This window comes from Neisseria sp. HMSC15G01 (genome assembly GCF_001808255.1).
GTDB classification, from domain to species: Bacteria; Pseudomonadota; Gammaproteobacteria; order Burkholderiales; family Neisseriaceae; genus Neisseria; species Neisseria subflava_A.
Map to the genome: position 1 here is coordinate 58,190 of NZ_KV792686.1, position 21,980 is coordinate 80,169.

The 21,980-nt window shown below is 52.0% G+C and carries 19 protein-coding genes; 9 read left to right on the forward strand and 10 right to left on the reverse strand.

Annotation, left to right across the window (positions count from 1 at the left end):
* Nucleotides 1–39 precede the first annotated feature (39 nt).
* Together HMPREF3139_RS06745 and HMPREF3139_RS06750 are read right to left on the reverse strand one after the other, a co-directional pair.
* The gene (locus HMPREF3139_RS06745) at nucleotides 40–525 is read right to left on the reverse strand and encodes a cupin domain-containing protein (RefSeq protein ID WP_070461333.1); all 486 of its coding nucleotides are present in this window, start codon (nucleotides 523–525) and stop codon (nucleotides 40–42) included.
* Between the two features lie 100 nt (nucleotides 526–625).
* Entirely contained in the window at nucleotides 626–2,035 is a 1,410-nt protein-coding gene (locus HMPREF3139_RS06750) for a leucyl aminopeptidase (RefSeq protein WP_070461334.1), read from the reverse strand.
* A 158-nt stretch (nucleotides 2,036–2,193) separates the two neighbouring features.
* Between HMPREF3139_RS06750 and lptF the strand changes: the two genes are divergently transcribed.
* The 4 genes from lptF (at nucleotide 2,194) to hflX (ending at nucleotide 6,921) form a co-directional block, all read left to right on the forward strand.
* Entirely contained in the window at nucleotides 2,194–3,309 is a 1,116-nt protein-coding gene (gene lptF, locus HMPREF3139_RS06755) for an LPS export ABC transporter permease LptF (protein ID WP_070461335.1), read from the forward strand.
* A complete protein-coding gene (gene lptG / locus HMPREF3139_RS06760) occupies nucleotides 3,306–4,376 on the forward strand; it encodes an LPS export ABC transporter permease LptG (protein WP_070461336.1) in 1,071 nt (356 codons plus the stop codon). Before lptF ends, lptG begins: the two co-directional genes overlap by 4 nt.
* 119 nt (nucleotides 4,377–4,495) lie before the next feature.
* A complete protein-coding gene (locus tag HMPREF3139_RS06765; RefSeq protein ID WP_234396194.1) occupies nucleotides 4,496–5,716 on the forward strand; it encodes a glycosyltransferase in 1,221 nt (406 codons plus the stop codon).
* A gap of 44 nt (nucleotides 5,717–5,760) precedes the next feature.
* Entirely contained in the window at nucleotides 5,761–6,921 is a 1,161-nt protein-coding gene (hflX, locus tag HMPREF3139_RS06770; protein ID WP_070461337.1) for a GTPase HflX, read from the forward strand.
* Nucleotides 6,922–6,989: 68 nt separating this feature from the next.
* On the opposite strand, the gene HMPREF3139_RS11255 is transcribed toward hflX, so the two are convergent.
* Nucleotides 6,990–7,115 (reverse strand): hypothetical protein, encoded by a 126-nt coding sequence (locus tag HMPREF3139_RS11255; protein WP_003678791.1) that lies wholly within the window; start codon nucleotides 7,113–7,115, stop codon nucleotides 6,990–6,992.
* A 361-nt stretch (nucleotides 7,116–7,476) separates the two neighbouring features.
* Here HMPREF3139_RS11255 and HMPREF3139_RS06775 point away from each other — a divergent pair, with 361 nt between their 5' ends.
* Together HMPREF3139_RS06775 and HMPREF3139_RS06780 are read left to right on the forward strand one after the other, a co-directional pair.
* Nucleotides 7,477–9,963, forward strand: a complete 2,487-nt coding sequence (locus tag HMPREF3139_RS06775) for a heavy metal translocating P-type ATPase (protein WP_070461338.1) — start codon at nucleotides 7,477–7,479, stop codon at nucleotides 9,961–9,963.
* Between the two features lie 37 nt (nucleotides 9,964–10,000).
* Nucleotides 10,001–10,441, forward strand: coding sequence for a DNA polymerase III subunit chi (locus HMPREF3139_RS06780; protein ID WP_070461505.1), 441 nt, complete (start codon nucleotides 10,001–10,003; stop codon nucleotides 10,439–10,441).
* Nucleotides 10,442–10,519: 78 nt separating this feature from the next.
* Here HMPREF3139_RS06780 and HMPREF3139_RS06785 read toward each other — a convergent pair whose 3' ends face one another.
* A complete protein-coding gene (locus HMPREF3139_RS06785) occupies nucleotides 10,520–11,740 on the reverse strand; it encodes an aspartate kinase (RefSeq protein ID WP_063075945.1) in 1,221 nt (406 codons plus the stop codon).
* 172 nt (nucleotides 11,741–11,912) lie between these two features.
* On the reverse strand, nucleotides 11,913–12,641 hold the full coding sequence (gene rph / locus HMPREF3139_RS06790) for a ribonuclease PH (RefSeq protein WP_003686003.1): 729 nt from the start codon (nucleotides 12,639–12,641) through the stop codon (nucleotides 11,913–11,915).
* Between the two features lie 138 nt (nucleotides 12,642–12,779).
* Between rph and HMPREF3139_RS06795 the strand changes: the two genes are divergently transcribed.
* Together HMPREF3139_RS06795 and HMPREF3139_RS06800 are read left to right on the forward strand one after the other, a co-directional pair.
* A complete protein-coding gene (locus HMPREF3139_RS06795) occupies nucleotides 12,780–13,667 on the forward strand; it encodes a YicC/YloC family endoribonuclease (RefSeq protein WP_234395502.1) in 888 nt (295 codons plus the stop codon).
* Nucleotides 13,668–13,872: 205 nt separating this feature from the next.
* Complete coding sequence (locus tag HMPREF3139_RS06800; protein ID WP_070461340.1) at nucleotides 13,873–14,823, forward strand: bile acid:sodium symporter family protein; 951 nt, start codon at nucleotides 13,873–13,875, stop codon at nucleotides 14,821–14,823.
* Between the two features lie 69 nt (nucleotides 14,824–14,892).
* On the opposite strand, the gene HMPREF3139_RS06805 is transcribed toward HMPREF3139_RS06800, so the two are convergent.
* The gene (locus HMPREF3139_RS06805; protein WP_070461341.1) at nucleotides 14,893–15,438 is read right to left on the reverse strand and encodes a TIGR00645 family protein; all 546 of its coding nucleotides are present in this window, start codon (nucleotides 15,436–15,438) and stop codon (nucleotides 14,893–14,895) included.
* A 195-nt stretch (nucleotides 15,439–15,633) separates the two neighbouring features.
* Here HMPREF3139_RS06805 and HMPREF3139_RS06810 point away from each other — a divergent pair, with 195 nt between their 5' ends.
* The gene (locus tag HMPREF3139_RS06810) at nucleotides 15,634–16,404 is read left to right on the forward strand and encodes a sulfite exporter TauE/SafE family protein (protein WP_070461506.1); all 771 of its coding nucleotides are present in this window, start codon (nucleotides 15,634–15,636) and stop codon (nucleotides 16,402–16,404) included.
* A 49-nt stretch (nucleotides 16,405–16,453) separates the two neighbouring features.
* Here the strand turns inward: HMPREF3139_RS06810 and HMPREF3139_RS06815 are convergent, their stop codons facing one another.
* The 4 genes from HMPREF3139_RS06815 to HMPREF3139_RS06830 form a co-directional block, all read right to left on the reverse strand.
* On the reverse strand, nucleotides 16,454–18,049 hold the full coding sequence (locus tag HMPREF3139_RS06815; RefSeq protein ID WP_063068011.1) for a peptide chain release factor 3: 1,596 nt from the start codon (nucleotides 18,047–18,049) through the stop codon (nucleotides 16,454–16,456).
* 213 nt (nucleotides 18,050–18,262) lie between these two features.
* Nucleotides 18,263–19,405 carry an NADH-dependent flavin oxidoreductase gene (locus tag HMPREF3139_RS06820; RefSeq protein WP_063068010.1) on the reverse strand — a complete coding sequence of 381 codons (1,143 nt, stop codon included), beginning with the start codon at nucleotides 19,403–19,405 and terminating at the stop codon, nucleotides 18,263–18,265.
* A 118-nt stretch (nucleotides 19,406–19,523) separates the two neighbouring features.
* The gene (locus tag HMPREF3139_RS06825; protein ID WP_003745670.1) at nucleotides 19,524–20,588 is read right to left on the reverse strand and encodes a 2,3-butanediol dehydrogenase; all 1,065 of its coding nucleotides are present in this window, start codon (nucleotides 20,586–20,588) and stop codon (nucleotides 19,524–19,526) included.
* 233 nt (nucleotides 20,589–20,821) lie between these two features.
* Nucleotides 20,822–21,880 (reverse strand): histone deacetylase family protein, encoded by a 1,059-nt coding sequence (locus HMPREF3139_RS06830; protein ID WP_070461342.1) that lies wholly within the window; start codon nucleotides 21,878–21,880, stop codon nucleotides 20,822–20,824.
* Nucleotides 21,881–21,980 lie beyond the last annotated feature (100 nt).

Sequence of the window (21,980 nt, forward strand, 5' to 3'; positions counted from 1 at the left end):
GAAATCTTGTGTCTAGGTTTCGGCTGTTGGATAAATGGGTTATTTTGTAAAGGTCTTAGTTTGGGCAGCAGCAGTTTCGGCAATCAGATCAAGGAAGACCAACGGCTTTTTGCCGATATTTTTGAGTGCGTGGGACTGGCCGGGGCGGGCGATGGTAATGTCTCCGGCGCCGACTTCGGTTTGTTTGCCTTCGCTGTCGGTAAACAGGCCTTTGCCCGATACGATGATGTAGACGTCTTCATTGCCGGTATGTTTGTGCTGACCGATGGAAGCGCCCGGCGGCAGTGTCAGCCAGCCGATTTCTTTGAATGCGTCTTGGTCGGCGGTTTGATGGCGCGTGAAGGCAAAGCTGCCGAGCAAGGGGCCTTGGCCTCCGGCTGCGTTTTCGCGGTTCCATTCAGTTAAGTCGGCTTTTTTGTACACTTGGATGCTGCGGTCGGTGGGGGCGGTTTGTTCGGTAGCTTGAGCGCTTATGGATGTGCCGAGCAGAAGGGCAACAGATAATGCGGCAAATAGTGGTTTCATGGTGGTTCTCCGTTTGTCAGGTTGAGTCAGATAATGCGGATTCCGTTTTCAGACGGCCTGCGGGGTTGAAATGTGTAACCCCGCAGGCTTTCCCCAAGATTTATTTCACATTGCGCAGATAGTTCAACAATAAAGGAACAGGGCGGCCGGTCGCGCCTTTTTCTCCGCCGGATTTCCATGCGGTACCTGCGATGTCGAGGTGTGCCCATGGATAGTCTTCGGTAAAGTAAGACAGGAATGTTGCGGCGGTAATCGTGCCTGCACCCGGCGTACCGATGTTTGGAATGTCGGCAAAGTTGGATTTGAGTTGGTCTTTGTAGGTTTCAAAGAGCGGCAGTTGCCATGCTTTGTCGTCCACGTTGCGGGAAGCAGTCAGCAGGCTGTCGACCAAATCTTGATTGTTGCCCATCACGCCGCTGACGTCATGACCCAGGGCGATGATGCACGCGCCGGTTAGAGTGGCGACGTCGATGACGGCTTTGGGCTTGAACTGCTCGGCGTAAGTGAGCGCGTCGCACAAAATCAGACGGCCTTCGGCATCGGTGTTCAACACTTCGATGGTCAAGCCTTTCATGCTTTTCACGACGTCGCCCGGTTTGTTGGCCGCGCCGGAAGGCATGTTTTCACAAGTGGCGACGACGGCAATCAGGTTGATCGGCAGTTGCAGTTTGACGGCGGCGCAGAAGGTGCTGATGACGGTTGCCGCGCCGCACATGTCGAACTTCATTTCGTCCATGTTCAGGCCGGGTTTGTGGGAAATGCCGCCGGTATCGAAGGTAATGCCTTTGCCGACCAATACCACAGGCGCGGCTTCTTTGTCGGCCGCACCGAAATAGCTCAGTTCGACTAAATATGGATCCTCGACACTGCCTTTGGCGACAGACCAGAACGAACCCATGTTTTCTTTGATGTAGTCTTTTTCAATGATTTTGGCGTGTGCACCCAATTTTTCGGCTTCGGCTTTGGCAGTACGCGCGAGGAATTCAGGCGTGCATTCGTTCGGCGCGGCATTGCCCAAGTCGCGGCAGAGGCTTTGTCCGTAAACTTGCGCTTCGGCAATGCGCAGGGCTTCTTTGACGGCGGCTTCGTGTGCGCTGTGGAACACGGCTTCTGCAAATTTGGCCGGTTTGGCTTCTTTTTTGTAGCGGTCGAAACGGTAGGCGGCATTGCCGAAAGCAATCGCAAACGCTTCGGCAACGGCGGCGGCTTGCGCTTCTTCAAAGGCGTGAACGTCCACATTGACCGTTTCTTGATTTTGCGCCCATTTGGCGGCTTCGGCTGCAGCTTTGTTCAATGCGGCGCGGTCGGTTTTTTCGAGGCGGGCGATGGCAATGGCCTGCAAACCGTTGTCCGTCGGGATTTTGGTGTCGGCGAAATTTTGACCTTCTTCAAGGGAAGCGAAGAGGGCGAGGGCAGTCGGGTTGTTCAGTTGCGATGCTTCGGCGCAGACAAATAATTGCGCACCTGCCTGTTGAGCCTGCAAAGTTTCGGCTTTTGTGCTAAATTTCACGTTTATTCTCCTGATTGGAACGGTTGTCGGTTGTTCAGACGGCCTGTTGACCAACCGTCCGAACAGATGAAAATCATTGTACTCCATTTGTGTCATGCCGTCTGAAGCCTTATTAATAAATATAGGTTTCCCATAAACCGTATACCACGCTCAATCTTATGATTTACCAAAGAAACTTTATTAAAGAACTTTCCTTTACCGCCGTCGGCATCTTTGTCGTCCTCTTGGCGGTATTGGTGTCCACGCAGGCCATCAACCTGCTTGGCCGCGCAGCCGACGGGCGTGTCGCCATCGATGCCGTGTTGGCCTTAGTCGGCTTCTGGGTAATCGGCATGACACCGCTTTTGCTGGTGTTGACCGCATTTATCAGTACGTTGACCGTATTGACCCGCTACTGGCGCGACAGCGAGATGTCGGTTTGGCTTTCCTGCGGATTGGCATTGAAACAATGGATACGCCCGGTCATGCAGTTTGCCGTGCCGTTTGCCATTTTGATTGCCGTCATGCAGCTTTGGGTAATGCCGTGGGCAGAGTTGCGCAGCCGCGAATATGCCGAAATTTTGAAGCAGAAGCAGGAGTTGTCTTTGGTGGAAGCCGGCGAGTTCAATAGCTTGGGTAAGCGCAACGGCAGGGTTTATTTTGTCGAAACCTTCGATACTGAATCCGGCATCATGAAAAACCTGTTCCTGCGCGAGCAGGACAAAAACGGCAACGACAACATCGTTTTTGCCAAAGAGGGCAATTTTTCGTTGACCGACAACAAACGTACGCTTGAATTGCGCGACGGCTACCGTTACAGCGGTACGCCCGGCAAAGCCGATTACAACCGCGTTTCCTTTCAAAACCTCAGCCTGATTATCAGCACCACGCCCAAACTTATCGACCCTGTTTCACATCGCCGTACCATTCCGACCGCCCAACTGATTGGCAGCAGCAATCCCCAACATCAAGCGGAATTGATGTGGCGTATTTCCTTGACCGTCAGCGTTTTGTTGTTGTGTCTGCTTGCCGTGCCGCTTTCTTATTTCAATCCGCGTAGCGGCCATACCTACAATATCTTGATTGCCATCGGTTTGTTTTTGGTTTACCAAAACGTGCTGACCTTCCTGCGCAATGCTGTGGAAGACGGCAAAATCCATTTTTGGCTCGGACTGCTGCCTATGCACATCATCATGTTTGTGATTGCCGTCGTCCTGCTACGCGTGCGCAGTATGCCCAGCCAACCCTTCTGGCAGGCGGTTGCCAAAAGTCTGACATTGAAAGGCGGAAAATGAACCTGATTTCACGTTACATCATCCGTCAAATGGCGGTTATGGCGGTTTACGCCCTCCTTGCCTTCCTCGCTTTGTACAGCTTTTTTGAAATCATCAACGAAGTCGGCGATCTTGGAAAAGGCAGCTATAACGGCGCAAAATTGGGGCAGTATGTTTTAATGCAGATGCCTGCGCGCGCATATGAACTGATGCCGCTTGCCGTTTTGATCGGCGGCCTGATTTCCCTCAGCCAACTGGCTTCCGGCAGCGAGCTGACCGTTATCAAAGCCAGCGGCATGAGCACCAAAAAACTGCTGTTGATTCTGTCGCAGTTTGGTTTGATTTTCGCCATTGCCACCGTCGCTCTTGGCGAATGGGTTGCTCCCACTCTGAGCCAAAAAGCCGAAAACATCAAAGCTGCGGCCATCAATGGCAAAATCAGTACCGGCAATACCGGCCTTTGGTTGAAAGAAAAAAACAGCATTATCAACGTGCGCGAAATGCTGCCCGACCATACGCTTTTGGGCATCAAAATTTGGCAGCGCAACGATAAAAACGAACTGACCCAAGCGGCAGAAGCCGAATCAGCCGTTTTGAATCCCGACGGCAGTTGGCAGCTGAAAAATATCCGCCGCAGCATATTGGGCGAAGATAAAGTCGAGGTCTCCACTACCACCGAAGAAAACTGGCCGATTTCCGTTAAACGCAACCTGATGGATGTATTGCTCGTCAAGCCCGACCAAATGTCTGTCGGCGAATTGACCACCTACATCGACCATCTGGAAAAAAACAACCAAAATACCCAAGTCTATGCCATCGCATGGTGGCGCAAGCTGGTGTATCCCGTTGCCGCATGGGTGATGGCGCTTGTTGCCTTCGCCTTTACGCCGCAAACCACGCGCCACGGCAATATGGGCTTGAAACTTTTCGGCGGTATCTGCCTTGGTTTGCTGTTCCACTTTGCCGGACGGCTCTTCGGCTTTACCAGTCAGTTGTACGGTGTGCCGCCGTTTTTGGCGGGCGCATTGCCGACGGTTTTGTTTGCACTGTTGGCGGTGTATCTGATACGCCGTCAGGAAAAAAGATAAGGCAAAATAAACTTCAGGCCGTCTGAAAGGCAATCTTCAGACGGCCTGAGTATTTTGTGTGCAAAAAACAAAATGCTAAAGTAAAATAATACCTTTCCAAACCAATGCGGCTATTGAAAATGTCCCAAACCATCTGCTTGAATATGATTGTTAAAAACGAAGCGGCAATCATCGAAGAAACACTGGCCAACATCACCGACCACATCAAACTTGACTACTATGTCATCAGCGACACCGGCTCGACCGATGATACCGCCGGCGTGATCCGCCGCTTTTTCGATGCAAAGGGCATCGCAGGCGAGATTCATCATGATGGTTGGCAAAATTTTGCATACAACCGCAATCAAGCGTTGAAACACGCAAAAGACAAAACCGATTACGTGTTGATTTTTGATGCGGACGACCGCTTTGAAGGCAAATTGGAATTGCCCGAGCTGACCGCCGACCGCTACCGCCTCCGCATGAGAAATGCCATGGGCAGCGTGGTTTATTATCGTCCGCTGTTGTTGCGCAATGACGGCACATTCTACTGGCGCGGCGTGTTGCACGAATTTATTGAAACCGACAAACAAGATACCAGCGAAGCCACGCTTCATGGCGACTATACGGTACTCAGCGGCCGTTTCGGCGCGCGCAGCAATATGGCGAACAAATACCTGCTTGACGCCGTTTCTTTGGAAAAAGCGTTTTACAGCCCTGAAGATGAAGACCTGAAACCGCGTTACGCCTTTTATGCGGCACGTTCTTATTGGGATTCTGATATGCCCGAGCGTGCGAGCGAATGGTTTAAAAAACGCATCGAGTTGGGCGGTTGGATCGAGGAAGTGTCGGTTTCTTACCAACAGCTGGGCGAGTGCTACAAATTAATGGGCAAACGCGATGAAGCCTTGGCGACTTGGTTGGCAGGCTATGATTACAACCCGCGCCGTGCCGAATGTCTCTACCTTGCGCAAACCATGTTGCGCCAGGAAGGGAAATACCGCATTTCCCATGCGATCGGTCTGATGGCGAAACGTATCCCGTTCCCAACAGACGATATTCTTTTTGTCCAAAGCAATGTTTATCAGTTGGACATCGATTATGAATTGTCGGTTACCGCCTATGCGGCCGGCGATTTGCGCCAAGGCTATGAATCTTGCCGCCACTTGCTCTTGCTTAATGTACGCGAGGCATTGACCACGGTGACCATGCAAAATATGTGGCTCTACCGCGAACACGCGCAAACCGAAACGCGCGAAGTGTTGGAGCAGCTGGTGGCCGTAATGCAGCCTTATGCCGCGCAAGGCGGACGTTTGGCAGAAGTGACCGAATATTTTGCCGATATTTTGAAAAACCGTTAATTAGCACTTTGACCCAGCCATAAGGCCGTCTGAAAGGAAATTTTTTGAGCAAGCGCAATCTGTTTTCCGTCGATAAATCTTTGGAGCAGCCCGAACGCGTCCTCTTGGTCGGCGTAATGCTGACGGCGGACTATTCTGGCGCAAATGAAACGCGCGAGCGCGGCTTTCAGACGGCCTTGACCGAAGCGGCAGAATTGGTGAGCGCGGCCGGAGGCGATTTGGTTTCTATCGAAACTTCACGCCGCGACAAACCGCATCCGGCTTTGTTTGTCGGTACGGGTAAGGCGGAAGAATTGGCGGCAGTGGTCAAGCAGCATGATGTCGGGCTGGTCGTGTTTAACCACGAACTCACGCCGACACAAGAGCGTAATCTGGAGAAAGAGCTTCAATGCCGCGTCCTCGACAGAGTGGGTTTGATTTTGGCGATTTTTGCCAAACGCGCCCAATCGCAGGAAGGTAAGTTGCAGGTGGAGCTGGCTCAGTTGAACCATTTGAGCGGACGGCTGGTACGCGGTTATGGACACCTGCAAAGTCAGAAGGGCGGTATCGGCTTGAAAGGGCCGGGCGAAACCCAGTTGGAAACCGACCGCCGTTTAATCGGACAAAAAATCACGGCATTGAAAAAACAGCTTGCCGATGTCCGCAAACAACGCGCCACGCGCCGCAAATCGCGCATGAGCGGCCGTCTGAAAACCTTTGCCATTGTCGGCTATACCAATGCCGGAAAATCCAGCCTGTTCAACCGCCTGACCAAAGCGGACGTATTGGCGAAAGACCAATTGTTTGCCACTTTGGATACCACTGCGCGTCGGCTTTTTCTGTCGCACGAGGCGAGCGTGATTTTGACCGATACCGTCGGCTTCGTCCGCGATTTGCCGCACAAGCTGGTGTCGGCGTTTTCCGCTACTTTGGAAGAGACGGCGATGGCGGATGTGCTACTGCACGTTGTTGATGCGTCCAATACCGATTTTGAACGGCAGATGGACGATGTCAACGAAGTCTTGGAAGAAATCGGCGCGCATGAAATTCCGCAATTGGTGGTGTACAACAAAATCGATTTGCTGCCGTCAGGTATGCGTGAAGCAGGCATTTTGCGCGACAATTCCGGGCATGCCGTCGGCGTGAATGTTTCCGTTGCAGAAAGTTTGGGCTTGGACGGTTTGCGCGAAGCAATGATTGAATTGGCCGTACAGCCAAGTGCTTGATAGTATGGAATGAAACAAGGCCGTCTGAATGTTCAGACGGCCTTACCGTAAAATTCTAAATCTGAGGATTATGCCGACAGAGGGCTTTTCTTTTTGAACACGCTTTCGTAAAGCATCCAAGCGGCGAGGCTCAGGTATACGGTGCTGGACAAAATGCCGATAACGGCGAAGATAGGCATAAGGCGATCAATCATGGTGAGGTTTCCCAATAAGTTAGTTTTATAAGTAAATGTGTGTTTTTTTATTTCCGTCTTCGCGGAATGCCTAAAGTATGCTGCTTAAATGGATTGAGGTCAATAAAAAATGTATTGGAGTTTTTAAAAAAGTTCCATTTTTACATTAAAATAATTGGAAGTTTTTAAGGATAAACGGTATTTATATGTTACCGTTCATCATTTGATAAACGGTCAATACTTTGTTTTCCATATTTTTTATAAAATTCGACAGTCTATTAATTCAAAAGTAAATGAAATGAGGCGGAAAAACGCTTTTTGCTAAAATGTAACACCCTGAAACGATTGTTTCAGGCCGTCTGAAAAATAAATCGAACACATTATGACATCTTCCACACATCCCCAAAAAAACTGTTTCCATTGCGGACTTGAAGTCCCGGAGCATCTGCATCTGACGGTTCGTTTTGAAGACGAAGAACACGAAACCTGCTGCGCCGGCTGCCAAGCGGTGGCGCAGAGTATCATTGATGCCGGTTTGGGCAATTATTACAAACAGCGTACCGCAGACGCGGAAAAATCTGAATTGCCGCCGCCGGAAGTGTTGTCACAATTAAAGCTGTACGATTTGCCCGAAGTGCAGGCGGATTTTGTCGAGGTCGGCGCAGGGGATGAGCGCGAGGCGGTGTTGATGCTGGGCGGCATTACCTGCGCCGCGTGTGTGTGGCTGATTGAACAACAGTTGTTGCGCATGAAGGGCGTGGTGCGCGTGGATTTGAATTATAGTACCCACCGCTGCCGCGTGGTGTGGGACAGCGCCCACATCGAATTGTCGGACATTTTGCTGAAAATCCGCCAAACCGGTTATACCGCCGCGCCTTATGATGCGCAAAAAATCGAAGTGCAGGCGCAGAAGGAGCGTAAGCAGTTTATCGTCAGATTGGCCGTGGCCGGACTGGGTATGATGCAGACGATGATGTTTGCTCTGCCGACTTATTTTTACGGCGGCGACATCGAGCCGCTTTATTTGGAAATCCTGCATTGGGGCGGCTTTTTGATGGTGTTGCCCGTTGTGTTTTACAGCGCGTTGCCATTTTACCGCGGCGCATGGCGCGACTGGAAAAACCGCCGTGTCGGCATGGATACGCCGATTGCCATTGCCATTGTGATGACCTTTATTGCGGGTATTTACAGCCTGGCCACCAACGCAGGGCAGGGCATGTATTTTGAATCTATCGCCATGCTGCTGTTTTTCCTGTTGGGCGGGCGTTTTATGGAACAGATTGCCCGACGCAAAGCAGGCGATGCGGCGGAGCGGTTGGTCAAACTGGTTCCGGCATTCTGCCACCGTTTGCCATCTTATCCGGAAAGTGAAGCCATCGAAGAAGCCGCAGTCGTCCGCCTCAATATCGGCGATACGATTGTTGTGAAGCCCGGCGAAGTCATTCCGGTGGACGGTACGGTTTTATCCGGCGAGAGTGAAGTTAACGAAGCCATGTTGACCGGCGAAAGCCTGCCCATCGTGAAAAGGCCGTCTGAAAAAGTAACCGCCGGCACGCTCAACACCAGCAGCCCTTTAATCATCCGCACCGACCATACCGGCGGCAACACGCGCCTGTCCCATATCGTCAAACTGCTCGACCGTGCGCTGGCGCAAAAACCGCGTGCCGCCGAGTTGGCCGAAAAATACGCGTCCAGTTTTGTATTTGGCGAGCTCTTGCTTGCAGTTCCTGTTTTTATCGGCTGGGCTTGGTATGCCGATGCGCACACCGCCTTGTGGATTACCGTTGCCCTGCTGGTCATTACCTGTCCGTGTGCCTTATCGCTTGCCACTCCGACCGCACTGGCTGCTTCTACCGGTGCGCTTGCCAAAGACGGCATTCTCATCAGCGGCAAACAAAGCTTGGAAACGCTTGCTCAAATTGACGATGTCGTGTTCGATAAAACCGGTACGTTGACCAAAGGGCAGCTTTCCGTCAGCCGTATGTTGTCCGCAGGCCGTCTGAACGAGGCCCAAGCCCTTGCCGTTGCCCAAGCATTGGAGCAGCAATCCGAACACCCCATCGCCCGTGCCATTTTGAACCATACGCTTTCAGATGGCCCCATATCCGCGCTTGATGTGAAAGTGCAGCAACGGATCAACCGTATCGGACACGGCGTCAGCGCGCAAATCGAATTTGATGGCGAAATCCAGGTTTGGGCTTTGGGCAAAGCGGCATTTGTTTCTGAGATCGCCGGTAATCTGCCTGAAACATTTGCCCATATCGACCACACAGGCAGCATTATTTTCTTGGGCAATCAAAGCGGTTTTCAGACGGCCTTTTTGCTAGAAGACCAAATCAAAGACAGCGCCGCTGAAATGTTGCAAAACCTGAAACAACACGGCATCCGTCTGCACCTTTTAAGCGGCGACCGTCAGGCTGCCGTAGCCCAAGTCGCGCAAGAGCTGGGTTTGGATGCCTATCGTGCCGAAGCCACGCCTGAAGACAAGCTGGCTTATGTGGAAAATCTGCAAAAACAAGGGCGTAAAGTCATGATGATCGGCGACGGGATCAACGATGCCCCCGTCCTTGCCCAAGCCGACGTATCGGCTGCCGTGGCCACGAGTGCCGATGTGGCGCGAGACGGTGCGGATGTGGTTTTGCTCAATGATGATTTGAACGTTTTACCCGTGATGATGGAACAGGCACGCCGTACCCATCAAATCATCCGCCAAAACCTGACTTGGGCGAGCGCATACAATCTGGTTGCCGTTCCGCTGGCCGTGTTTGGTTACGTTACCCCGTGGATCGCCGCGCTCGGCATGAGTTTCAGCTCGCTGCTGGTATTGGGCAATGCCTTGAGATTGTTGAAAACCAAAAAGGCCGTCTGAAAACGGCAAATCCATTGCCTAAATGAAAGAATACGCCATGCCTAAAGCCACTTTTTATACACACGTCGCCCAGCCGGCCGCCTTTGCCTGCCGCCTGATTGCCCGCGCCATACGCGATGGCGGGCAGATTTTGGTATGGTCGGATTCTGCTGCGGCCATGCAGCAACTCGACATTGATTTGTGGCAGCAGATTCCCGAAAGCTTTATTCCGCATGAAGTCTGGCTGCCTACCGACCCCATGCCGTCTGAAACGCCGGTATTGCTTGCGTTTGGAAACTCATTGCCGAATATTTCGCAAGATTGCACGGTTTTGAACCTGTCTGCCGATTTCTGGAGCCAAGCCCCGGCCATTCCAAATCGTATCCTTGAGATTGTGGGCAATAGCTTAGAAGATTTGGCCGAAGCCCGAGACCGTTTTCGAGCTTATCGTCAGAGCGGATTTGAGATTGAGCATTTTTCGAGAGAAGGGAAGGATTGAGTATTGAAACAGCAAGGTTTTAATATAAAAGGCCGTCTGAAACAATAAAGTTTCAGACGGCCTTTTGATTGGCTGGAATTAGTTGCCCAAGTCGAATGCTTTATGTAGAACGCGGGTGGCCAGTTCCATGTATTTTTCGTCAATCAGGACGGATACTTTGATTTCGGAAGTTGAAATCATTTGGATGTTGATGCCTTCTTCTGCGAGGGTGCGGAAGATTTTGGCGGCTACGCCGACGTGTGAACGCATGCCCAAGCCGACTGCGGAGACTTTGCATACGGTGTCGTCGCCGTCGATGTAAGCGGCGCCGATGCTGTCTTGGCGTTGTTGCAGGAGTTCGATGGTTTGTTTGTAGTCGCCGCGTGGAACGGTGAAGGAGAAGTCGGTTGTGCCTTCACTGCCGACATTTTGGATGATCATGTCGACTTCGATGTTGGCATCGGCAACTGCGCCGAGGATTTGGTAGGCAACGCCGGGTTTGTCAGGTACGCCGCGTACGTTGATGCGTGCTTGATTTTTGTCGAATGCGATACCGGTTACGGCTGCTCTTTCCATGTTGTCGTCCTCTTCAAAGGTAATCAGGGTGCCGTTGCCGCCATCTTGCAGGCTGCTGAGTACGCGCAGGCGCACTTTGTATTTTCCGGCGAATTCTACGGAGCGGATTTGTAAAACTTTTGAGCCAAGGCTGGCCAGTTCGATCATTTCTTCAAAAGTGATCGTGTCCATGCGGCGCGCTTCGGGTACGACGCGCGGGTCGGTGGTGTAAACACCGTCCACGTCGGTGTAAATTTGGCATTCGTCGGCTTTGAGGGCTGCGGCGATAGCAACGGCGGAGGTATCCGAACCACCACGGCCAAGAGTTGAGATATTGCCTTCGCTGCTGATGCCTTGGAAACCGGCTACGATAACGACTTTTCCGGCGGCCAAATCGGCACGCATTTTCTCGTCGTCGATGTTTTCGATGCGGGCTTTGGTGTGGGAAGTGTCGGTTTGGAGGGCGACTTGCCAGCCGGTGTAGCTCTTGGCGTCAACGCCGATGTCTTTCAGGGCCATGGCCAGCAGGCCGATGGTCACTTGTTCGCCGGTAGCGAGAACGACGTCGAGTTCGCGCGGATCGGGATGCTCTTGCATTTCGTGCGCCAGTGCGACCAGTCGGTTGGTTTCGCCGCTCATGGCGGATACGACGACTACGATGTCGTGTCCTTCGGCGCGGGCTTTGGCGACACGTTTGGCTACGTTTTTGATGCGTTCGGGCGAGCCTACTGATGTGCCGCCGTATTTATGTACGATTAACGCCATGTTTCGTGCTTTCTTGTGGGGGGTTGTCGGGCAGCTTGGTTTGCTGGAAAAAGGGTTATTATTACTATTTTTTACATGGAATTCAAGGATGGGACGCGCTTTTTTGAGTAAATACGCATAAAGGGGTTTGGTTAAAAAAGGCCGTCTGAAAGTTTTCAGACGGCCTTGCTGATTATCGGGCCAAAAGGGCGGCCTGCTGGTGTTGAACCAATTCGGCAATGCCTTTGTGCGCGAGGGCAATCAGCTTGCCCAATTCTTCGATGCTAAACGGCGCGCCTTCGGCCGTACCTTGGATTTCGATGATTTTGCCGGATGCAGTCATGATGATATTAACGTCACTGTCGCAGCCTGAATCTTCGGGATAGTCCAAGTCCAAAAGCGGTACACCGCCTACCACGCCGGCGGAAACGGCGGCAACGGCTTCACGGATTGGGTTTTCGCTGATAAGGCCGTCTGAAAGCAGCTTGTCCACGGCGATTTGCAGGGCAACGTAGGCACCGGTAATGGAGGCGGTACGCGTGCCGCCGTCGGCTTGGATGACGTCGCAGTCAATCAGGATTTGGCGTTCGCCGAGTTTTTCCATATCGACAACGGCGCGCAGCGAGCGGCCGATCAGACGTTGGATTTCTTGTGTGCGGCCGGACTGTTTGCCTGCGGCGGCCTCGCGGCGCATACGGGAGGCGGTAGAAGCCGGCAACATGCCGTATTCGGCCGTTACCCAGCCTTGTTCTTTACCGCGCAAGAAGGGCGGGACATTTTCGTCGATGGAGGCAGTGCAAATCACTTTGGTGTTGCCGCACTCGATAAGGCAGGAGCCGTCGGCGTGTGGCAGGAAATTGGGGGTGATTTTAATGTTGCGCAGGCTGTCGGCAGCGCGGCCGGTGCGGGTGTAGTCGCTCATGATGGTCCTTTGGGGGGAATAAAAAATGGGCTGCCTTGAATTATAGAGGAATTTGGCAGCAAAGGCCGTCTGAAAATCGTCGGTCGGGTGTGTTATAGTGTCCATACTTTCACTCGTATTTGGAAACGGAGTAAAACCATGGCTACAAGACGAAATATTCAAATTCACAGTATGACCGGCTTTGCCAATGCCGCAGGCGAATGCGGCGGCAAGCGGATTAATTTGGAAATCCGCGCGGTCAACCACCGTTATTTGGATGTTCAATTCCGTATGCCTGAAGAGTTGCGCTATTTGGAAGGCGCATTGCGCGAACAGATTGCCGCGGCTGTGGCGCGCGGTAAACTGGAGTGCCGCGTTCAGCTGCAAGATGCGGCTTCGGGCGGTCAGACTTTGGAAGTCAATCAGGATTTGGTCGCCCAGCTGGCGCATTTGAACAAAGAATGGCGCAAGGAACACAATTTCGGCAAGCTAAGCGTGGCCGACGTTTTGCGTTTCCCCGGAGTTTTGGCAGGTCAGAGCGAAGACTCCGAGGCCTTGGCGAAAGGTGTCAAAGATTTATTGACCGGCGCGTTGAAAGAGTTCACAGCCGCCCGCAAACGCGAGGGCAAAAAACTGGGCGAACACCTGCTGCAACGTCTGGACGGCATGGAAGAGATTGTGGATGCTTTGAACGAACTGTTCCCAAGCCTGCTGCAGGCGCATATGGACAAAGTCAAAGCCCGTTTGGCAGAAGCCGTCGGCAATATCGACAACGACCGTTTGCAACAGGAATTTGCTTTATTCATCCAAAAATCCGATGTGGATGAGGAATTCAGCCGTTTGCGCACCCATATCGCCGAAGTGCGTCGCATCGTTACCGAAGGCAAGGGCAGCGCAGGCAAACGTTTGGATTTCTTGATGCAAGAGTTGAACCGTGAAGCCAACACTTTGGGCAGTAAGGCCATCGCTGCCGAATGCACGCAAGCTTCGGTTGAACTGAAAGTCTTAATCGAACAAATGCGCGAACAGGTTCAAAATATCGAATAAATCGATAACGAACGGATAAAACAAGGCCGTCTGAAAAGTTTCAGACGGCCTTTGTGTTGATATTGGGTGGAGTCAGTGTGGTTTGTTTTTAAACATTATTGGATGATGGATTTCCTGTTTCGTTACTGTAATTGCGCATAAGAGTTAACATGTGTTAAATTATGGCAATTATTGTCATGATAAAAACATACAAAGGAGTAAAAACATGAACTTTCTGACCGCTATCAGTCGGCAAATGACCCGCTTCACCGCCTTGATTATCGTCCTTGCCTCCATTATCGCCTTTATCGAACCTGCCACTTTTTCGTGGGTAAAAGGCGATACGCAAGTCGTCGTACTCGGCATCATCATGCTCGGCATGGGCATGACTTTGGGTAAAGAAGATTATCAAATTCTGGCACAACGTCCGCTCGATATTTTTATCGGCGCAATCGCCCAATACACGATTATGCCCCTGCTCGCTATCGGTATTGCCAGAGCCTTTGACCTCTCGCCCGGATTGACGCTGGGTTTGGTTTTGGTCGGCACCTGCCCGGGCGGCGTTTCGTCCAATATCATGAGTTTTTTGGCTAAAGGCGATGTTGCCTTTTCGGTTGGTATGACGACTGTTTCCACCGTCCTTGCACCTGTGATGACGCCGCTGTGGATGACTTATTTGGTTGGACAAACCGTCGAAATGGACGGCTGGGGTATGTTCAAATTTATGTTGCTCGTTACCCTGTTGCCTGTCGTTATCGGTTCTGTCGCCAATATATTGCTGCATAAAAAACATTGGTTTGAAGACGTACGCGCGATTATGCCGGCCGTTGCCGTTGTCGCGTTTGCCTGCATCGTCGGCGGCGTTGCTGCTGTTCACGGACACCGCTTTGCTGAATCCGCCTTGGTTATGGTACTCGCCATTGCTGCCCACAACATCGGTGGCTACATCCTCGGCTATTACAGTGGCGCGCTGACCGGCATGAATACCGCCAAAAAACGCACCCTTGCCATCGAAGTCGGCGTACAAAACGCCGGACTTGCCACTGGTTTGAGTGCTAAATTCTTCCCCGGTAATGCCGAGTCCGCCGTTGCCGCCGCCGTTGCCTGCGTTTGGCACTCTGTATCGGGAACGATTTTGGGCAACTTGTTTGCCTGGTGGGACAAGCGTAAGCAATAAGCCGGTAAACATTGCCAGATAACAAAAGGCCGTCTGAAACATTTCAGACGGCCTTTTAATTGCCTTTTATCAATGTGCTTTATGTGTCGTGCTGTACACGATTTTGTCCGTTAAAGCCATGGCGAGGGCGGAAATCAGGAAGCAGATGTGGGTAATACATTGCCACATGATTTGTTTTTCCGACAGATTGGCGGTGTTGAGGAAGGTTTGCAGCAGATGGATGGAGGAAATGCTGATGATAGACATCGACAGCTTAACCTTCAAAACCGAAGCATTGACATGGCTGAGCCATTCGGGTTGGTCGGGATGTTCTTCAACGTGCAGGCGGGAAACGAAGGTTTCGTAGCCGCCGACAATCACCATGGTCAGCAGGTTGGCAATCATCACGACATCAATCAGGTTCAATACGGCGATCATGATGGTGTTTTCATCCATGATGCTGAAATTGGATACCAAGTGCCACAAGGATTTGAGGAACTTACAGGCATAAATGACTTGGGCGATAATCAAGCCTATATAAATCGGCAGTTGCAGCCAGCGGCTGGCAAAAATGAAATGCGCGAAGATGCTCATTCGTTCGTGGGCTGTGCGTTTGGTCGGGGTGGAATGTTCCATAAAATGTGTTGTGTGCAGGAAAGATAAGGGGCGGCATTTTAATGGAAAAATTTTTAAGCCGCAATTTGAGCGGCTGAATTGAAAAAGAAAGGCCGTCTGAAAACAGAATATGGTTTCTTGTTTTCAGACGGCCTGGTAGGTTGTCAGGACAGGCAAACACGCGCAAAATCGCTTTGCTTTTTTGAGATGGACATTATGCTTGCAGATTCGTTTTTTTATTATCTGGTATTGGTAGGCTTTGCCGCCGGGCTGATGGATGCGGCCGTTGGCGGCGGAGGGCTGTTGCAGATTCCCGGATTGTTCAACCTATTGCCAAACGCTACACCTGTGGCCTCGGTGATGGGTGTCAATAAATTTGCTTTCTGCTGCGGCACGTTGACTGCGACGGGGCAATACCTGCGCCGAATCCCCGTGCCGTGGAAAATGCTGCTGCCTGCGGCGGCGTTGGCATTTGCCGCTTCATATTTGGGCGTGAAAACGGTGGTGTATTTCCCCGTGCAATACATGAAACCGGCAATGCTGGTCATCATGATTGCCATGTGCCTGTACACTTTTTTGAAAAAAGACTTGGGGCAGACGGTACGCACTGAAAAGCTGACGCGTCGCGAAACTTTATGGGGCTTATTTTTCGGCGCGTTAATCGGGTTTTACGACGGCGTGTTCGGGCCGGGGACGGGCAGCCTGCTGGCTTTTGTGTTCGTCCGCTTTTACGACTATGATTTTTTAGCGGCGAATGCTTCGGCAAAGGTCATCAATTCGACCACTAATCTTGCCGCGCTGACGTTTTTTATCCCACAAGGCCATGTCGTGTGGGCATGGGCGATACCGTTGGCGGTGGCGAATTTGTGCGGCGGCGTGGTCGGCGCGCGCTTGGCAATACGCGGCGGAACTAAATTACTGCGTTATGGGTTTATGTTGCTGCTGTGCCTGACCATCGGAAAGTTTGCTTGGGATTTATTGGGTTGATATCGAATGAAAAAAAGGCCGTCTGAAAGTTTCAGACGGCCTTTGCATTTTACAGTTTAACCGAATGCTCGCGTGTTTCGTGGAATACGATGTCGGGCCAGCGTTCTTGTGTCAGATTTAAGTTTACGCGGTTAGGCGCGAGGTAGGCGAGGTTGCCGCCTGCGTCTATCGCCAGATTGCCTGCGTTGGCTTTTTCAAATTCCGCCAGTTTTTTCCTGTCTTCGCACGATACCCAGCGCGCCGACCAGATGGATGCGCTGTCGAACACGGCTTCTACGCCGTATTCGTTGGCGAGGCGTGAGGTAACGACTTCAAACTGCAACACGCCGACCGCGCCCAAAATCAAATCTGCGCCGCTCATCGGTTTGAAAACCTGTACCGCACCTTCTTCGCCGAGCTGTTGCAGGCCTTTTTGCAGTTGCTTGATTTTCAGCGGGTTTTTGATGCGTACGCTGCGGAACAGTTCGGGCGCGAAGAATGGGATACCGGTAAACGCCAGTTGCTCGCCTTCGGAGAAGCTGTCGCCGATTTGGATGTTGCCGTGGTTCGGGATGCCGATGATGTCGCCGGCGTAGGCTTCTTCTACCAGCTCGCGGTCGTGCGACATGAAGGTTACCACGCTGGAGGCGGCGATTTCGCGGTTGATACGCAGGTGTTTCATCTTCATGCCGCGCTCGAATTTGCCGGAGCAGACGCGTAAGAAGGCGATACGGTCGCGGTGTTTCGGGTCCATATTGGCTTGGATTTTGAAGATAAATCCGGAAAACTTCGGCTCGTCCGGCTCGACCATGCGTACGGTCGCATCCCGCGGTTTCGGCGCGGGCGCCCATTCAATCAATGAATTGAGGATTTCCTGAATACCGAAGTTGTTAATCGCCGAGCCGAAAAACACGGGTGTGAGTTCGCCGGCGAGGAATTCGTCGAGATTAAATTCGTTGGAAGCCGCCTGCACCAATTCGATTTCGTCGCGCAACTGTTGAATTTCCAATGGAAAGCGTTGTTCCAATTCAGGATTGTCGATGCCTTTGATGATGTCGAACTCGTGCGGCAGACGCTCGCCGCCTGCGTCGAAGAGATAGATTTCATCGTTCAGGATGTGGTACACGCCTTTGAAGTTTTTGCCCATGCCGATAGGCCATGTGACGGGCGCGCAGCGGATTTGCAGGATGTTTTCCACTTCGTCCAGCAATTCCAAAGAGTCGCGTACTTCGCGGTCGTATTTGTTCATGAACGTGACAATCGGCGTATTGCGCAGGCGGCAGACGTTCAAGAGTTTGATGGTTTGCGCTTCCACACCTTTTGCCGCGTCGATGACCATCAATGCGCTGTCCACGGCGGTCAATACGCGGTAGGTATCTTCGGAGAAGTCTTGGTGTCCCGGCGTGTCCAAGAGGTTGACGGTATGGTCTTTGTAGTCGAATTGCATTACGGACGAGGCCACGGAAATGCCGCGCTGCTTCTCGATGTCCATCCAGTCGGAGGTGGCGAATTTGCCGGTTTTCTTGCCTTTTACCGTACCTGCGCTTTGAATCGCACCTGAAAACAGCAGCAGTTTTTCGGTCAGCGTGGTTTTACCCGCGTCGGGGTGGGAGATGATGGCAAACGTGCGGCGGCGGCGCACTTGGTCGAGGATTTCTTGGGACATGGTTTTCTTTGCAAAAAGGTTGAGGCCGCTTTTTCAGACGGCCTGAAGGATATGGGTATTGGAAAACAGGCTAAAATAAGGGCGTGTGCAACACGCCCTGCAATAGATTGAAAGATGCGGAATTGTACAAAAAAATGCTTGATAATTCAATGTTTGTACCAAAACAAAGGCCGTCTGAAAAGTTTCAGACGGCCTTTGTTTATGAATCGATGATTAAATATCCATCGGTTTCCATTCTGCGCCTTTTACCGGCGGCAGCCATGATTGCGTACCACTGGAGGCAAATCCCCACAAGGTGTCGGGAAGGCCGTAATGGTCGGCGCGCGTCGGATCGAGTTGCGTTTCGATTTCATCTTCGCGGCCTTCACGGATTTGCGTGGCGATGTGCGGATTAATCATCACGGTTTTGCCCAAGGCGATAAATTCTGCCCAGCCGGTTTCATAGGCGGCCAAAATTTGGTCGGCGGTAAACAGGTTGCCTACGCCGATAAGCGGCAGTTTGCCGTTGATGCGTTCGTGGATAAACTGCATACGGGTTTGGGCTGTATCGCCGCCGCGACGGATTTTTTTATCAAATTCCCACAGGGAAACGTGCAAATATTGCAGCGGTTTTTGTACCAATGCGTCAATCAGTGCGCCGGTTTCGGTCATGGTTAAGCCGTTGTCACCCGGCTCTTCAGGGGAGAAGCGGTAGCCGATAATGAAGTCGTTGCGCTGGTGTTTTTCACGGACGGCAACCACGGCATCGATAACGGCCAGCGGGAAGCGCATTCTGTTTTCCAAGCTGCCGCCCCATTGGTCGTTGCGGCGGTTGCTTTGGGCAGAGTAAAACTGTTGGATCAGATAGCCGTTCGCACCGTGGATTTCCACGCCGTCAAAACCGGCACGAAGCGCCAAATCGGCGGCTTGCGCATAAGAGGCGATGAGTGCTTCGACTTCTTCTGCGGTCGCTTCGCGTGCGTGTTCGGTTTCGCTGGCGGAAGCGCTGATTTTGTCGAGACCGTCCAAAAGTTCATCAATGGCTTTGGAGCCGCCGTGATGGATTTGCAAAATCGCTTTTGCGCCTTGTTGTTGCAGGATTTGTGCGGTTTCTTTCAGGCTGTCGAGGCAGTGTTCGCCTGTGGCTTCAGGTTGGCCGTGAAAGGCTTTGCCGTCTTTTTGAACCAAAGTGGCGGCAGTGATAAACAAGCCCATATCGCCTGCACGGTTGCTGAGGAATGTACGCTCTTGGTCGCTGATCAAACCGTCGGCTTGTGAGCCGAAATGGGTCATGGGGGCGACGACAAGGCGGTTTTTGATGGTTACGCCGTTATTGAGGGTGTATGTTTGAAAGAGTGGGGCGTATTTTGGATTCATGGAGTTTTACTCTTGATAAGTGAATGGTCGGCAGAGAATTGGGCCATTCGGGAATTTATCAAGTAGACAGGCCGTCTGAAAAGTTTCAGACGGCCTGTTTATTCTTTAAGCCTTAGGATTAAAGATTAGGATTGACAATGATTTTTACTGCGGATTCGTTGTTGTGGATCAAGCGCTCGAAGCCTTCGGAAATCAATTCGTCCAGTTTGATGCGCTGGGTGATGAAAGGCTCAAGGTTGATTTTGCCTTCTTCAACCAATTTGATGGTTTCTGCGTGGTCGTTGCAGTAGGCGATGGTGCCGCGCACGTCCAGCTCTTTCATCACGACGCTATGGACGTTGATGGTGGCGGGGTGGCTCCAAATGGATACGATGACGACTTTCGCAGTCGGACGGCATGCTTCGACCATGGTGTCCAGCACTTTGTTGACGCTGGTGCATTCGAATGCGACATCTACGCCTTCGCCGTTGGTCAGTTTTTTCACTTCTTCGACGACATCGACTTCGGACGGGTCGAGGATGTAGTCGGCCACGCCGGCTTCGCGTGCTTTGTCTTTACGTGCTTTGCTCAATTCGGTGATGATGACTTTGATGCCTTTGGCTTTCAATACGGCAGCCAACAGCAAACCGATTGGGCCTGCGCCGCCGACCAATGCCACGTCGCCTTCTTTCGCGCCACTGCGTACATAAGCATGGTGGCCGACAGACAGAGGCTCAATCAAAGCAGCTTGGTCTAATGGAATTTTGTCGGAAATAGGGTGTACCCAACGGCGTTTAACGGCGATTTTTTCAGACAAGCCGCCACCGCAGCCACCTAAACCGATGAAGTTCATGTCTTTGGAGAGGTGGTAGTTGCTGCCTTCGCCGGTCGGTACATCGTCGCGGATGATGTAGGGTTCAACGACAACGTGTTGGCCGACTTTGATGTCGTCCACGCCTTCGCCTACGGCATAAACCACGCCGGAGAACTCGTGCCCCATGGTTACAGGGGCTGACTCGCCGGAGATTGGGTGCGGATGGCCGCAAGGCGGAATGAAAATCGGGCCTTCCATGAATTCGTGCAGATCGGTACCGCAGATACCGCACCACGCAACATTAATGCCGACAGTACCCGGAGCTACGGTTGGCTCTGGAATGTCTTCGATGCGGATGTCACCTTTGTTGTAAAAACGTGCTGCTTTCATTGTAACGCTCCTTTTTTTAAAGTGGAGGCCGTCTGAAAAAGACGGTCAATTAGGGAAAGGGAAGCAGTGTGGCGTGTGAAATATTTTTATTGATATGTTTTATATTTGTTATTTTACTACTGATAATATGAAAATGGTTTGTCTTTGCTCAAATTAAAGTTTGTAAATGAAAAAAAGGCCGTCTGAAATGGATAATCTATTTTCAGACGGCCTGGGGCAATAGTTTGAATACGTTATGGTGTAGGATTGTTACTTTTGCCGCGCTTCAGATGCTTTTGGTAGGCGATGACGTAGTCGGCCTTGCTTAAGCCTGCCAATACGCGGATGTGGGCGGCGGCAGATTTAGACATGGATTCCAAGGTATATCCGCCCTCCAGCACGGAAACGATACGTCCTTGACAGCTTGCTGTTGCTTGGACGATTTTGTGTGTCAGCCAGGCAAAATCGGCTTCATGCAGGTTCAGACGGCCTGTTTCGTCTTGTTTGTGCCCGTCAAAACCGGCTGAAAGCAACACCAACTCGGGGCGGAAGGCCGTGAGCTTGGGAAGCCATTGTTCGCGGATGGTCGTACGGAAGATACGGCTGCCTGTGCCCGGTTTGAGGGGCGTATGCAGCATATTCTTATTGCCGGCGTATTGTTCCGCCTGAGGGAAGGGAAAGATGTCGGTTTCAAACAGGTTGAAAAACATCACGCGCGGATCGTCTTGGAGAATCTCCGCCGTACCGTCGCCGAAGTGGACGTCGAAATCGATGACGGCGATGCGTTGCAAGCGGTATTGGGCAATGGCGTGCATCACGCCGGCGGCGGTGTTGTTAATGAGGCAGAATCCGCCGGCGCTGTTGCTGTGGGCATGGTGGCCTGGCGGGCGGATGGCGCAAAAAGCATGCCAGGCTTTTTTGTTCATCACCATATCGACTGCCTTGATGACGGCGCCGGCCGCAAAACGGGCGGCTTGGAGGGAGTCGTGGCAGATGACGGTATCGTCGTCGATACGGTGGATTTTACCGGGGAGCGGCTGGGCGGCTTCCAACTCGTGCAGATAGTTGCGCGAGTGGACCAATGCCAGCTGCGCATCTTTGATTTCCGGTGCTTCGGTGGTTTGCAGGCGACGCCAAATGCCTTCTTGTTTTAAGGCGGTTTGAATGGCGCTGATGCGTTCGGGCCTGTCGGGATGGTTGGGTCCCGGCTGGTGCTGTAGGAATATCGGATGCGAAATCCATACGGTGCGGGCGTTTTTGCCGAGTAGTCGACGCAGCAGGGTACGCACGCGCCAAATGATTTTTTTAAGCATGGAAAGTGTGTATCGAACGAGTCGCACGGACTGCTAAATATGGTTAATAAATACGGAAATGCTTGGAAATTTTTCAGACGGCCTTTAGAATAGCTCAATT

What these genes read in the sequence shown, in the direction of transcription:
- HMPREF3139_RS06810 (WP_070461506.1), top strand. Translation starts at nt 15,634, where the DNA reads ATGCTTGCAGATTCGTTTTTTTATTATCTGGTATTGGTAGGCTTTGCC.
- HMPREF3139_RS06745 (WP_070461333.1), bottom strand. Translation starts at nt 525, where the DNA reads ATGAAACCACTATTTGCCGCATTATCTGTTGCCCTTCTGCTCGGCACA.
- HMPREF3139_RS06800 (WP_070461340.1), top strand. Translation starts at nt 13,873, where the DNA reads ATGAACTTTCTGACCGCTATCAGTCGGCAAATGACCCGCTTCACCGCC.
- HMPREF3139_RS06795 (WP_234395502.1), top strand. Translation starts at nt 12,780, where the DNA reads ATGGCTACAAGACGAAATATTCAAATTCACAGTATGACCGGCTTTGCC.
- HMPREF3139_RS06825 (WP_003745670.1), bottom strand. Translation starts at nt 20,588, where the DNA reads ATGAAAGCAGCACGTTTTTACAACAAAGGTGACATCCGCATCGAAGAC.
- rph (WP_003686003.1), bottom strand. Translation starts at nt 12,641, where the DNA reads ATGAGCGACTACACCCGCACCGGCCGCGCTGCCGACAGCCTGCGCAAC.
- HMPREF3139_RS11255 (WP_003678791.1), bottom strand. Translation starts at nt 7,115, where the DNA reads ATGATTGATCGCCTTATGCCTATCTTCGCCGTTATCGGCATTTTGTCC.
- HMPREF3139_RS06775 (WP_070461338.1), top strand. Translation starts at nt 7,477, where the DNA reads ATGACATCTTCCACACATCCCCAAAAAAACTGTTTCCATTGCGGACTT.
- lptF (WP_070461335.1), top strand. Translation starts at nt 2,194, where the DNA reads ATGATTTACCAAAGAAACTTTATTAAAGAACTTTCCTTTACCGCCGTC.
- HMPREF3139_RS06785 (WP_063075945.1), bottom strand. Translation starts at nt 11,740, where the DNA reads ATGGCGTTAATCGTACATAAATACGGCGGCACATCAGTAGGCTCGCCC.
- HMPREF3139_RS06820 (WP_063068010.1), bottom strand. Translation starts at nt 19,405, where the DNA reads ATGAATCCAAAATACGCCCCACTCTTTCAAACATACACCCTCAATAAC.
- HMPREF3139_RS06805 (WP_070461341.1), bottom strand. Translation starts at nt 15,438, where the DNA reads ATGGAACATTCCACCCCGACCAAACGCACAGCCCACGAACGAATGAGC.
- HMPREF3139_RS06830 (WP_070461342.1), bottom strand. Translation starts at nt 21,880, where the DNA reads ATGCTTAAAAAAATCATTTGGCGCGTGCGTACCCTGCTGCGTCGACTA.
- HMPREF3139_RS06780 (WP_070461505.1), top strand. Translation starts at nt 10,001, where the DNA reads ATGCCTAAAGCCACTTTTTATACACACGTCGCCCAGCCGGCCGCCTTT.
- HMPREF3139_RS06765 (WP_234396194.1), top strand. Translation starts at nt 4,496, where the DNA reads ATGTCCCAAACCATCTGCTTGAATATGATTGTTAAAAACGAAGCGGCA.
- lptG (WP_070461336.1), top strand. Translation starts at nt 3,306, where the DNA reads ATGAACCTGATTTCACGTTACATCATCCGTCAAATGGCGGTTATGGCG.
- HMPREF3139_RS06815 (WP_063068011.1), bottom strand. Translation starts at nt 18,049, where the DNA reads ATGTCCCAAGAAATCCTCGACCAAGTGCGCCGCCGCCGCACGTTTGCC.